Below are 12,978 nucleotides of genomic sequence, written 5' to 3'. Positions count from 1 at the left end.
AGATGGCCGACGATAAGGTTACTGCAGGCCAGGGCGCCGCTGACGACGTAATGGCAGATTGGGCGGCGGCCCTGGCGGAGCAAGGGACAGCACCAGCTTCCCCGCTAGAGCAAGCAGTTGCCGCGCAAACGGCAAAGACTGCGAATGCGACGACGGAAGAACCCCTCGCCGCGCGGCCTATTACGATGCCACCACTGCAGGATAGTGGTAATTCGGAAAAAGTCGGCAACCTCGATATGATCCTTGATATCCCCGTCACCCTCTCGGTAGAGTTGGGGCGTACCAAGATCCAGATCCGCAATCTCCTGCAGTTGGCGCAAGGATCGGTGGTGGAGCTGGAGCGTCTTGCAGGTGAACCCATGGATGTTCTGGTGAATGGCTACCTGATCGCCCAAGGGGAGGTGGTCTTGGTCAACGATAAATTTGGTATCCGCCTGACGGATATCATTAGTCCGGCGGAACGCGCGAAGAAGCTGCGGTGAAGAATCTATTGCCCGTCAAGGAGTCGTCGCTGCAACTGTCAAGACTCCGTCATTTGTCTCTTCTGCTGTTGTTCGTACCGCTTCCCGCATTCGCGGCGCAGACTGTCCCGGCGGTATTCTCACCTTGGGCGATACTACGCCTGATCGCGGCGCTGATCCTCGTATTATTGGTATTTTTTGCCTTGATTTGGCTCTTCAAACGCATGCAAGCCGGTGCTGTAGGGGTTTCGGGTAGCCCCATGCGGGTGTTGGCATCTCTCCCCCTGGGCACGCGGGAACGCCTCTTGCTAGTGGAGGTCGGCAAGCAGCAGTTATTGCTTGGGGCGACGCCAGCGGGGATTACCCTCTTGCATACCCTGACAGAACCGCTGCCCATGGATTTCGGCAGTCCAGCCTTTTCCGGTTGGCTGCGGCAGGCAATGGAGAGGCGTAAGCAAGGGCAATGGCAGAATCATCAACAAGTAGCGCAAACGGAAGAGCCGTCATCCTCCGCACCGGTTTCCTCCTCGGAGGAATCCTCCTCCTAGCCAGCCCCAGTTTTGCGGCGGGTCTGCCGGGGGTCACGGCGAGTCCCGCCCCCGGCGGCGGTACCGATTACAGCCTGAGTATTCAAACACTGCTGTTCATGTCGGTGTTAGTATTTTTGCCCGCCATGCTGCTGATGATGACGGCCTTTACCCGCATCATCATTGTTCTCTCCCTACTCAAACAGGCCTTGGGTTCTACGCAAATGCCACCATCACAAGTGATGGTGGGGCTGGCGCTATTTCTGACCTTTTTTGTGATGGCACCGGTCTTTCAAAAGCTCAATACTGAGGCCCTACAACCCCTCAGCAACAATCAAATCACTCTGAGCCAGGCCATGGATCGTTCGGAAGGGCCATTGCGTTCGTTCATGCTTTCGCAAACCCGCCCGGATGACTTGGCACTATTCGTGAAATTATCGGGACACAAGCAGCTACGCGCGCCTGACGATACGCCAATGAATCTGCTGATCCCCGCCTTTATAACCTCGGAATTGAAAACCGGGTTTCAGATAGGGTTTTTGATTTTCATTCCCTTCGTGATCATCGATTTGGTGGTGGCGGCAGTGTTGATGTCCTTGGGAATGATGATGTTGTCGCCAGTGACGGTGTCGTTCCCTTTCAAGTTAATGCTCTTTGTTTTGGTCAATGGTTGGGATCTGGTGATTGGTTCCCTGGTACAGAGCTTCGTGCACTAAGGAGAATGCGAGAATGAGTCCGGGCAGTGTCATTACCGTAGCCGAACATGCGATTTGGACAGCTCTCTGGCTTTCTCTTCCACTTCTGGGTGTGGCCCTGGCGGTTGGCGTACTGGTAAGCATTTTTCAGGCGGCCACCCAAATCAATGAAATGACCCTGAGTTTTGTACCCAAGGTGCTCGTGCTCGCGCTCGTGGGAGTAATAGCTGGGCCGTGGATGCTGCAATTGATGATGAGCTACACCACTCATCTTTTTCAGCAGATCCCGCAATTGATTAGCCAATGATTTCCGTCAGCAGTTTGCAGATTGAACACTGGGTTGGCGCCTTCTTCTGGCCCTTTGTCCGTATTTTGGCCTTTCTGAGCACAGCACCAGTTTTTAGCGCCATGCAAATCCCGATACAGGTGCGGGTTGGTCTGGCAGTATTGCTCAGCGTGGCCTTGGCGCCAGCCCTGCCGGCCATGCCGCCGGTGGACTTTCTCAGTGGTGGCGGCCTTTTGTTATTGCTGGAACAGATCATTATTGGTGTCAGTATTGGTTTTGCAGTGACGCTGATTTTTAGTGCCGTGCAATTTGCCGGGTCGGTAATCAGTTTACAGATGGGGTTGGGTTTCAGCACTTTTTTTGATCCGCAGACAGGCGTAGAAATTCCGACACTTTCCAATTTTTTGAATCTGATTGTGTTACTGCTCTTTATGGCGCTGAATGGGCAGTTGCTTACGTTAGTGGTTCTCGATCGCAGCTTTACCATTTTACCTGTGACGAATCAGTTGTTGTTGCATGCCGATGCTTGGCACAGCCTGGTGGCGGCAGGGGGCATGGTCTTTTCCTTGGGGCTCGCTATTGCCGCTCCCGTTCTCGGCGCCTTGTTGTTGATCAATATTGCCCTCGGGGTCTTGAGTAAGCTGGCGCCGCAGCTCAATCTTTTTGTGATTGGCTTTCCGTTATTGATTGCGGTTGGACTCATCGCGCTGGCGTTGCTCATGCCGGCCATGCAGATGCTCGTGCAACACTTGCTGAACCTATCCCTGCAGCTCAGTCATCAGGTCTTGCTGCAGGCAGCGCGAGGCTGACAGATGGCTGAAGATAGCGGGCAAGAGCGCAATCAACAGCCGACTGGCAAACGCATTGAGGAGGTAAGGCGCAAAGGCCAAGTGCCGCGTTCGCGTGAGCTTTCCACCAGCGCCATTTTACTTGCTGCAGGCGGCGTTTTTTATCTCTTTGGCACGCGTCTCGATGGCGGAAGTCAGAATTTTCTCTACGACGGCTTGCACTTGTCTTCGGCGGTGATGCTGCACCAGCAAGACATGCTGCAACATCTGTTACGAATGACAGGGTATGCCCTGGAATGGCTGCTACCATTCCTGCTGATTTTGGTGCTGGTCGTGCTCTTTTCCGGGATGGCACTAGGCGGTTGGAACTTTAGCGGCAAGGCCTTGGTGCCTGACTTTTCTCATCTCAATCCGCTGACCGGTTTGCAACGCATGGTCTCGCGCCATGCCCTATTGGAGCTTGTCAAGGTGATGCTCAAGGCGCTGGTGATTGGTGGCATTGGCACGACGCTGGTCTACGCCCAGCGCCGCGCTCTCCTGGGGCTGATCGACGAAAATCCGGTGACGGCGATTCATCACTTGTTTGCCATGCTTGGTTTGCTCTTTCTGTTCATGGCGGGGAGCACCCTGCTGATTGTCGCCTTTGACGTGCCATTTCAGCTCTGGTCCTACAACGAAAAGCTGAAAATGACGGAACAGGAAGTCAAGGACGAGATGAAAGAGCAGGAGGGTAACCCCGAGGTCAAGCGCATAATTCGCAGCCTGCAACGCGAGATGGCACGGCGCCGCATGATGGCGGCGGTGCCCAAGGCCAGTGTCGTCGTCACCAACCCGACCCACTATGCGGTTGCCCTGCGTTACGAGGAAGGCAAAGATGTCGCGCCAGTCCTGCTGGCCAAGGGCGCCGATATGGTGGCGGCAAAGATCCGCGAGCTGGCGCAAGAACACGGCATTCCCCTGGTCGAAGCGCCGCCATTGGCGCGCGCCCTGTATCACCATGTTGAGCTGGAACAGCAGATCCCGGCCATGCTATACCGCGCTGTTGCTGAACTTTTGGCCTATCTATATCAGCTACGGGTAGCCCGTCCCGGGCAGATGCCTGTGTTGCCGCAGGAATGGTCGGTCCCGGCCGAACTCGATCAGGGAGGAAAATAAGCGATGGATGGCATCTTGCGCTTGTTGCAACGCATCAATTGGCACACCCTGGCGGCGCCAATTCTGGTCATCATGATCCTGGCGATGTTGATCATCCCATTGCCGACCTTTCTCCTCGACATCTTTTTTACCTTCAACATCAGTCTCGGTTTGATCATTCTGCTGGTCAGCTTGTACATGACTAGGCCACTGGAGTTTTCTGCCTTTCCCACCGCCTTGTTGTTGACTACATTGCTGCGCCTGTCCCTAAACGTCGCCGCCGCACGTATTATCCTCTTGCATGGTCAGAACGGTCCCGGGTCCGCAGGTGTGGTGATCGAATCCTTCGGTGAATTTGTGGTGGGCGGCGATTACGCCGTTGGCATTATCGTTTTCGCCATTCTGGTTATCATCAATTTTGTAGTGATTACCAAGGGTGCCGGGCGCATAGCCGAGGTGAGCGCGCGTTTTACCTTGGACGCCATGCCCGGTAAACAGATGGCCATCGATGCTGACCTCAATGCCGGTCTGATCGACCAGCAGGAGGCACAAAAGCGGCGCCAGGAGATCGCCCAGGAGGCAGATTTCTTCGGCGCCATGGATGGTGCCAGCAAGTTTGTGCGTGGTGACGCCATCGCTGCTATTCTTATTCTCTTCATTAACCTGATTGGCGGCTTGATCATCGGTGTCTGGCAGCACGGACTTGCGCTGGGCACCGCCGCCCATGACTATACCTTGCTTAGTATTGGCGATGCCCTTGTGGCGCAGATTCCGGCACTGGTGATATCCATTGCCGCTGGCATCGTTGTCAGCACGGTGAATACTGGCACTGACTTGGGCAGCCAGTTGTTGGGTGAATTGCTACGCAATGATGAGGCGCTGATTGTCGTCGCAATCATCCTTGGTTTACTTGGGCTTATTCCTGGTATGCCACACTTCCCGTTCCTGGGTGCAGCACTGGTCTTGGGCGGCTATGCTTGGTGGCGACGGCGTCAACGTCCGCAAGAAGCGGAGGCAACTCCAGCTCCAGCCACAGAGTCGGAAGAGGTCAACTGGGATAGTGTAGAGCCCGTCGACCCTCTTGGCCTGGAGTTGGGTTATCGACTCATTCCGCTGGTAGACAAAGGCAGTGGTGGTGAGTTGTTGGCGCGTATCCGCGGGGTGCGAAAAAAATACGCGCAGGACTTCGGGTTTCTCGTACCCGCCGTGCATGTGCGTGACAATCTCGAGTTACGCCCAACTTTATATCGCATTACCATCAAAGGGGTAGAAGTGGCGAGCGGCGAAGTCTTACCTGATCTCCTCCTCGCCATCGACCCGGGCAATGTGCTTGGCAAGCTTGATGGCACTCCTACCCAAGACCCTAGTTTTGGGCTGCCGGCGGTGTGGATCGATGCTGAAAATCGCGACAAGGCGGTCGCTTTGGGCTACACCGTCGTCGACCCGGCAACCGTTGTCGCTACCCAATTACATCAGGTTCTGCAGCAGCGCGCGGCAGAACTCCTGGGGCGGGAGGAGGTTGAGGGGCTGCTTTCCCATCTCGCGGTGCGCTCGCCAAAACTTGTCGAAGACGTCATCCCCAAGCTCCTCTCTGCCGACAGGTTCAAAAAGATTTTGCAGAGCTTGTTGCGTGAGTCGGTGCCTATCCGGGATTTGCGCACGATTGTCGAAACCTTGGCGGAACATGCCGCAGAGAGTCAGGATATCGACGCTCTGACCGCTGCCGTGCGCCAAGCCCTGGGGCCGTATATCGTGCAGGATCTCTTTGCTGGACAGAACGAATTGCCGGTTGCGGTGCTGGATGCAACGCTGGAACAGTTATTGCAAGACAGCCTGCGGAATGGCCAGGGAGAACAGATCGAACCTGGTTTGGCCCAAAAGGTTTTGGAAAAAGCGGGGACCTTAATGCAGCAGATGGAAGCGGGTGGAATGCAACCGGTGCTTTTGGCAATGGGGCCCTTGCGCAGTTTCTTGGCGCGTTTCCTCGCCCGCTCTGCGCCACGTCTGCGCGTGCTCTCCTATGGCGAGATTCCCGACAACAAGCGCATTCGGGTGGTCGGCACCTTAGGCGCATGAATGCTTTGCGAGGATAAACGATGAAAATGCGTAGATTTCAAGGAAGCAACACGCGCGAGGTCCTGGGGCAGATTCGCCAGACCTTGGGGCCCGACGCAGTAATCCTCTCCAATCGTAATCTTGCCGAAGGGGTGGAAATTGTCGCCGCCATCGATTTTGATGAGGCAGAGTTGACAGCGTCCTCATTGGCCTGGCCGCAGGTCCTAGAAAAAAACGAGGAACCTGCGGGTGGTAAGGGGGAAGCAGAGATGAAAGCAGAGCCGATACGGCAAGAATTGCAAGCACTGCGTGCTCTTGTGGAAAAGCGCTGGGGCCGCCAACAAGGGGCCAACAGTGAGGAAGAGCCGCGTCTAGATCAACAGGGCATAAAGAATCTTGGATTTCATTCCACTCTCCTCCCACAGTTGGAATCAGCGACACTAGAATTTGGTGCGCGAGATGGCATGGCGCGGGTTCTGGAAGCACAGATTGGATCGCTTGCTGACCCGTTGGGTGACACAGGAATTATCGCGGTTCTCGGTCCGACCGGTGCGGGTAAGACGACGAGTGTCGCAAAGCTCGCGGCGCAGCAAGTGCTGCGTTATGGCCCGGAAAGTGTCGCCCTCTTCACTAGTGATACCTATCGAATAGCCGGAGTGGAGCAGCTCAACATCTATGCAAAAATTCTTGGCGTGCCCGTGGAGGTGTTGCGTGGTCCGCAGGACTTATTGTCTGCTTTGCAGAAACATCAGCAGAGACGCTGGATTTTTATTGACACTATGGGGTTGAGTCCGCGTGACGAGCGTCTCAACGAGCAACTGCAATGGCTCGATGCGCTAGGTGAAAGCCTGCGGCGCTTTTTATTGCTTCCGGCAAGTTTGGCCGAACAGAGTTTGGATCAGGTACTGCAGCCTTATGCCAAGTTCTCCCTAACGGCGGCCATTCTCAGCAAAGTCGACGAGGCACCGGCCTGTGGCGCAGTCCTGGAGTGGTTGGCGGCAAAAAAGCTGCCTCTCGCCTATCTAAGTGATGGACAAAAGGTGCCTGAAGATATCCATGCGCTTGACTGGAAGTGCTTGCTGGACGCTATGGGCTTGCACACCCCGGCCCTCGCCGCAGTCGCAGACAGTCGTTATCATGAAGCATGAGTTGATGGAGCCACACATGGCGATGCAAGAGTATGGAGATCAGGCGGACGGATTGCGGCGCATGCAGGAGGGGGCGGCAAGGGTCTTAGCCATTGCCAGTGGCAAGGGCGGGGTCGGTAAAACCAACCTTGCGGTAAATCTAGCGCTGGCTTTTGCTGCACGCAAGAAACGCACAATTCTGTTCGACGCAGATTTGGGACTCGGGAATGTGGATGTGCTACTCGGGCTGAGTCCGCGGTATCACCTCGCCCATGTCTTGGCTGGCGAGAAAACCCTGGCGGAGATCATTCTGCCTGGCCCCAAGGGGATAGAAGTGCTGCCCGCCGCCAGTGGCATTGCAGATATGGCGAATCTTGACGCCCGCCAGCAATCTGGCCTGCTCGATGTCCTTGCTGGGCTTGAGCGGAGCTATGATTACCTAATTCTTGATCTCGCTGCCGGGATCGGGCAAGACGTATTGCGTTTTTCTCGGGCCGCTGACCATGTGCTGGTTGTCGTGACCAATGAACCGGCATCCATAACGGACGCCTACGCCTTCATGAAGGTCATGCGTCGCGATTACGGTTTGCAAAATTTTTGGGTTGTTCCGAACATGGTCCGTGATACCACTGAGGGAGACAAGCTTTTTTCTCGCCTTGCGGCTGTAGCGCGGCAATACCTTGAGATTAATCTCCGTCATGCGGGGACTATCCCAATGGATCACTATTTGCGCAGTGCGGTGCGTACGCAACAGCCACTCTTACAACGTTTTCCCGATAGCGCCGCAGCCAAGGCCTTTCGCGCTCTTGCAGACACGATCCTGACCTGGCCTAGTCCCAATTTTCGGGCAGGGGCGTCAAATCTTTTTTCCTCGCGCCTGATGATCGAAGAAGGCCAACTCGGACATGAGTGAATGGCAGGCCGCATAGTCGACAGTGCAACACGTAGTGCGCAGGTAGCGGAATATTTGCCGCTCGTGCAGCGGATTGCGCAACGACTGCGGGCAAGATTACCTCCGAGTGTCGATCTGAACGACCTCGTCCAGGCGGGTCTGATGGGTTTGTTGGATGCACTTGAACAAAGAGAAAATAGCATCAACGAGACGGCGTTCCAAAGTTATGCCGCAATTCGCATTCGCGGTGCGATGTTGGATGAATTACGGGAGCAGGATTGGTTGCCACGCCGTGCTCGGCAGCGGGAACAAAAGATTGCCAAAGTGATGGCGCGCTTGGAACAGCAACTCGGTCGGGCAGCCACCGAGGAAGAGCTGGCGCAAGACCTTGGTTGGACCTTGAGTGAATATCAGGAAGCTCTGCGCGAGGGCGGCGGGCAATTACTTTACTTAGAAGATTTGTCCAATGAAAATGAAAGCTTCGTGGCGCAGCATTTGCGTGATACCGGCGAAGATCTCCCCGGCCTCTTGAGTGCACAATATTTTCAACGCGACCTGGTACAGGCCATTGCGCAGCTACCCGAGCGGGAACAGCTGGTCATGGCGCTGTACTATCAGGAAGACCTGACCTTACGTGAAATTGGCAAGGTCCTCGACCTGACCGAGTCGCGAGTTTCGCAGATCCTACGCCAGGCAGTATTGCGCTTGCGTTCGTCTCTCATTGACTGGCGTGAGGAGGCGTAGTGGATATCCTAACCATCATCGGTCTGGTGGTTGCCATCGGTGGAATCTTGTTTGGGCAGTTCCTTGATGGTGGGAATATCGCCTCCATCATTCAATTGACGGCGTTTTGCATCGTGATTGGTGGCACTACCGGCGCAGTAATGATCCAATACAAGCTGCCAGTGTTTGTTCGTTCGCTAAAAATGTTGCCTTGGGTGGTAAAAGCACCAGCGATAGATCCTCAGCCTTTGATTGAGCAATTGGTCAGTTGGAGTCACACGGCACGAAAGAACGGTTTGCTCGCCCTAGAGAGTAGCTTGGATACCGTGGCCGATCCTTTTCTTCGGAAAGGGCTGCAGATGTTGGTGGATGGCACCGAACCCCAGAAAATCCGCGACACATTGCTGGTCGAATTAGAGGCGCGCGAAGCAATCGAACGGCAAGCTGCAAAGGTTTTTGAATCTGCGGGAGGGTATTCGCCAACGATCGGAATTTTGGGGGCAGTACTTGGGCTCATTCACGTTATGGAAAATCTTGCCGACCCGGCAAAGCTTGGGGCAGGGATTGCTACTGCATTTGTTGCTACCATCTATGGTGTTGGTGCTGCCAATATTTTCTTTTTGCCGGTGTCCAACAAAATCAAAGGGGTGGTGCATGAACGCAGTTATTTGCGTGAGATGACGATTGAAGGGCTCGTTGCCGTAGCTGAGGGGGAAAACCCAAAAATCATTGAGGCAAGATTGCAAAGTTTTTATGTGCACTAAGAAAGTTTTGTAAATATATTGTCCCATCCATCGTGTCCTTATTTTATAGAATATTTGGCGAGAATAAATAATGAATGTAAAAGAAATGGCGCGAAAACTGGCGAACGAAGAGTTGCCTCTGTTGGGTGCAAATATTGCTCAGATTCTGGCGGTTACCAGTGATGAAAGTAGCAGTTTAGAGGAAATAGGACATATCGTTAGCCGCGATCCAGTGCTTACCGCTCTCGTCTTGCGAATGGCGAATTCCGTTGTGTACAGTGGCGGGCGAGCATCACTCAATAGTTTGTCGCGAGTGTTGATGATTTTAGGCTTGGCACAGGTGCGTACCCTTTGTTTCTCCGCAGTGGTATTGGAGAGCACGGTCGCTGCGGTCTATCGAGAGCGCGTGCTTGAATTGCTTCGTACTAGTCTCGAGTTGGCTGGGCAAGCCCGTTTTTTGGCCGACAAATTTCGCGCGAACCCAGAACCCTATTTTCTGTCTGGCTTGCTCAGCCAGATTGGGCGTATTGCATTCTGGTGTGCAGGTGGGGAGTATGCTGATCGGCTGAACCAGGCGCTACTCGATGGTTTGGAGGAAAAGCAGGCAGAGCAGGAAATTCTCGGTTTTACCCTCGGTCAATTGGATGAGGCACTCCTCGATCATTGGGGGCTGGGAACACTTCAAAAATTACCCACGTTGTCAGGTATTCATGTGCTTCGCCAGGCCAGATCGCTAATCACCATGATGCGTCAAGAGGATTCCTCTGGGCTAGAAAGAGAATTGCTGAGGCTGCAGCCATTGTTTCAACAAAATTCGCGAGACTTACTTCGTGGGCTGCGCGAGAATCGCGAACGCTCTCTGGCTTTATTGCCGCATGACTGGTTGCCTTGTAATTCTGGAAGAAAAAAGCGAGTAGGCTGTGACATGGCGTTGCAGATGCAATGTCTTGCAGATATGCATGCGTTGCCAAAATCTGGAAGCTATATTTCGACCGTAGTGGAAATGGCGTTGGATGGTTTATGTCGGGCTGGGAACTGGGATTATGCGGTTTTTGCATTGCTCACAACGGATGGTTGGCGTGAGAAATTCAGCTCTGGCGCGCGAATTTCTGGTGCACCGAGCTGGGAAATTGATGCCATCGAGCCAGAAGATTTGCTCAGAGAGAGCTGGAAGAAAGTGCAAATTTGTGAGATAGAAGGGCGCAAAATATTGCAGTCTGGTCAGGTAGGTGCCGCAGGTTTGCTGCCGCTACTTGATCGACGTTCCGGGCTTCTGTACGTTTCTTCTAGACATTCAAACGATTTGCTTTTAGAGGCGCAATTTCACGCATTTGATCGTTTCTATCGACAATTGGAAAAAATACTTGCTGGTCTAGCATAAGGCGAACAGCATTCACGGAGAAGGGTGGCGCTTTCGCCAATCTTGAACTCGGGCTAAGCTTGTTGCATTGAGTGGAATGAGGGCGAGATGGAGAAACGGCACCTTGAATTAGAAAGTCTGTTTCCGCCCCAAGGCGATCAGCCCAAGGCGATCGCGGGTCTGGTGCAGGGCCTGCAGGCCGGAGAGTTTTTTCAGACTCTCTTGGGGGTGACGGGTTCGGGCAAAACCTTCACCATGGCCAATGTGATTGCGCAAACGCAGCGGCCAGCCATTGTCATGGCCCCCAACAAGACCTTGGCAGCGCAACTGTACGCCGAGTTGCGCTCCTTTTTCCCGCACAACGCCGTCGAATACTTCGTCAGCTACTACGATTACTATCAGCCCGAGGCCTACGTGCCGTCCTCTGATACCTTTATCGAGAAAGACGCCTCCATCAACGATCACATCGAGCAGATGCGCCTCTCGGCGACCAAAGCCCTGCTCGAGCGGCCCGACGTGATCATCGTCGCTACGGTATCGGCGATCTACGGTTTGGGCGATCCCGCCGCCTATCACCGCATGATCCTGCATTTGCGTGAGGGCGATCAAATGGAGCAGCGCGCCATTCTGCGTCGCTTGGCGGACATGCAGTACAGCCGCGATCCGTTGGAGCTGAAGCGCAGTACCTTTCGCGTGCATGGTGACGTCATCGACATCTGGCCGGCAGAGAGCGAAGATGAAGCGGTGCGGGTAGAGCTCTTCGGCGACGAGATCGAGCGCGTTTCGCTTTTCGATCCTCTGACTGGCAAGACCATCACCCGTCTGGCCCGCTACACCGTCTACCCGAAGAGTCATTACGTTACCCCGCGCGAAACTGTCTTGGGCGCTATCGAACACGTCAAGGACGAGTTGCGTGAGCGCCTGGAAGTATTGCGCGAGGCGAACAAGCTGGTGGAGGCACAGCGACTGGAGCAGCGCACCCGTTTTGATCTGGAAATGATGGCCGAGCTGGGCTATTGCTCGGGCATCGAGAACTACTCCCGCTACCTCTCGGGGCGGGCCGCTGGCGAAGCACCGCCGACCCTGATGGACTACCTGCCCGCGAAATCTTTGCTGTTTATTGATGAATCCCACGTTACTGTGCCGCAAGTTGGTGGCATGTACCGTGGCGACCGTTCGCGCAAGGAGACCTTGGTCGAATATGGTTTTCGTCTGCCTTCGGCCCTCGACAATCGGCCGCTGATGTTTGAGGAATTCGAACGTCTCATGCCGCAGACCGTGTTTATTTCGGCGACGCCCGGGCCGTATGAGCTGGAACACTCGAGTGCCGTGGTCGAGCAATTAGTGCGCCCAACTGGTCTGGTCGATCCCGAGGTAGAGGTGCGCCCCGCCCAGGGCCAAGTGGATGACCTGGTCAGTGAAATTCATCGCGTGATTGCCAGTGGCTGGCGTATTCTCGTCACCACCCTCACCAAGCGTATGGCCGAAGATCTGGCCGACTATCTGCACGACTTGGGTATCCGGTGCCGTTATCTGCACTCTGACATCGAGACTGTCGAACGCGTGGAAATTATCCGCGACCTACGTGCTGGCGTTTTTGATGTATTGATTGGCATCAACCTGTTGCGCGAGGGGCTGGACATGCCGGAAGTGGCTCTGGTGGCCATTCTCGATGCTGACAAGGAAGGTTTTCTGCGCTCTGAGCGCTCCCTGGTGCAGACCATTGGCCGCGCCGCGCGCAACCTGCATGGGCGCGCCATTCTCTATGCCGACGTGGTCACCGGCTCTATGGAGCGCGCCATGCGCGAGACCGATCGTCGGCGCGAGAAACAGTTGGCCTTCAATGCCGAGCACGGCATTATCCCCAAGGGCATCAACAAGCCCGTCGCAGACATCATCGAAGGCGTCTACCACCGTGGCGGCAAGGGCCGCGCCAAGGCCGCCGAGCCGGCGGCAAAATACGAGAGCGATGATCCGCAAAAGCTCGCCAAGCAGATCAAGAGTTTGGAGGAGCAGATGTATCGCCACGCCCGCAATCTGGAGTTTGAAGATGCAGCGCGCCTGCGCGACCAAATCCATCAATTACAGGCGCGCCTTTTTGGGCCAGAGAAGACCGTGGCGGGCTGACGTTTAGGTGAGAGGCTTGTGCCCCCACCTCTCACCCCGGATGGCTACAATAAAAGCGAG

At 54.9% G+C, this 12,978-nt stretch carries 13 protein-coding genes; all 13 read left to right on the top strand.

Annotation, left to right across the window (positions count from 1 at the left end; translation table 11 throughout):
• The first annotated feature begins 2 nt into the window (after positions 1-2).
• The 13 genes from fliN to uvrB all read left to right on the top strand — a co-directional run bounded on the left by fliN (position 3) and on the right by uvrB (position 12,918).
• Entirely contained in the window at positions 3-482 is a 480-nt protein-coding gene (gene fliN / locus AB4090_RS03200; protein WP_369572416.1) for a flagellar motor switch protein FliN, read from the top strand.
• Positions 479-1,009 (top strand): flagellar biosynthetic protein FliO, encoded by a 531-nt coding sequence (gene fliO / locus AB4090_RS03195; protein ID WP_369572415.1) that lies wholly within the window; start codon positions 479-481, stop codon positions 1,007-1,009. Before fliN ends, fliO begins: the two co-directional genes overlap by 4 nt.
• Entirely contained in the window at positions 925-1,704 is a 780-nt protein-coding gene (gene fliP / locus AB4090_RS03190; protein WP_369572414.1) for a flagellar type III secretion system pore protein FliP, read from the top strand. Before fliO ends, fliP begins: the two co-directional genes overlap by 85 nt.
• A 13-nt stretch (positions 1,705-1,717) precedes the next feature.
• Positions 1,718-1,990, top strand: coding sequence for a flagellar biosynthesis protein FliQ (fliQ, locus tag AB4090_RS03185; protein WP_369572413.1), 273 nt, complete (start codon positions 1,718-1,720; stop codon positions 1,988-1,990).
• Positions 1,987-2,778, top strand: coding sequence for a flagellar biosynthetic protein FliR (fliR, locus tag AB4090_RS03180; RefSeq protein ID WP_369572412.1), 792 nt, complete (start codon positions 1,987-1,989; stop codon positions 2,776-2,778). Before fliQ ends, fliR begins: the two co-directional genes overlap by 4 nt.
• A gap of 3 nt (positions 2,779-2,781) precedes the next feature.
• Positions 2,782-3,912, top strand: coding sequence for a flagellar biosynthesis protein FlhB (gene flhB, locus AB4090_RS03175; RefSeq protein ID WP_369572411.1), 1,131 nt, complete (start codon positions 2,782-2,784; stop codon positions 3,910-3,912).
• A gap of 3 nt (positions 3,913-3,915) precedes the next feature.
• Positions 3,916-5,967, top strand: coding sequence for a flagellar biosynthesis protein FlhA (gene flhA, locus AB4090_RS03170; RefSeq protein ID WP_369572410.1), 2,052 nt, complete (start codon positions 3,916-3,918; stop codon positions 5,965-5,967).
• A gap of 20 nt (positions 5,968-5,987) precedes the next feature.
• On the top strand, positions 5,988-7,094 hold the full coding sequence (gene flhF, locus AB4090_RS03165; protein WP_369572409.1) for a flagellar biosynthesis protein FlhF: 1,107 nt from the start codon (positions 5,988-5,990) through the stop codon (positions 7,092-7,094).
• 16 nt (positions 7,095-7,110) lie between these two features.
• Positions 7,111-7,986, top strand: a complete 876-nt coding sequence (locus AB4090_RS03160; protein ID WP_369572408.1) for a MinD/ParA family protein — start codon at positions 7,111-7,113, stop codon at positions 7,984-7,986.
• The gene (gene fliA / locus AB4090_RS03155; RefSeq protein ID WP_369572407.1) at positions 7,987-8,709 is read left to right on the top strand and encodes an RNA polymerase sigma factor FliA; all 723 of its coding nucleotides are present in this window, start codon (positions 7,987-7,989) and stop codon (positions 8,707-8,709) included.
• Positions 8,709-9,452, top strand: a complete 744-nt coding sequence (locus tag AB4090_RS03150; RefSeq protein WP_369572406.1) for a flagellar motor protein — start codon at positions 8,709-8,711, stop codon at positions 9,450-9,452. The genes fliA and AB4090_RS03150 overlap by 1 nt, the downstream gene beginning before the upstream one ends.
• 70 nt (positions 9,453-9,522) lie before the next feature.
• Entirely contained in the window at positions 9,523-10,812 is a 1,290-nt protein-coding gene (locus AB4090_RS03145; protein ID WP_369572405.1) for an HDOD domain-containing protein, read from the top strand.
• Between the two features lie 87 nt (positions 10,813-10,899).
• Positions 10,900-12,918 carry an excinuclease ABC subunit UvrB gene (gene uvrB / locus AB4090_RS03140; RefSeq protein ID WP_369572404.1) on the top strand — a complete coding sequence of 673 codons (2,019 nt, stop codon included), beginning with the start codon at positions 10,900-10,902 and terminating at the stop codon, positions 12,916-12,918.
• Positions 12,919-12,978 lie beyond the last annotated feature (60 nt).

It is taken from the genome of Acidithiobacillus sp. IBUN Pt1247-S3 (assembly GCF_041146875.1).
Taxonomy (GTDB): Bacteria; Pseudomonadota; Gammaproteobacteria; order Acidithiobacillales; family Acidithiobacillaceae; genus Igneacidithiobacillus.
Note: the sequence above shows the minus strand (reverse complement) of the source record. Positions and strands in the feature narration are given on the sequence as shown.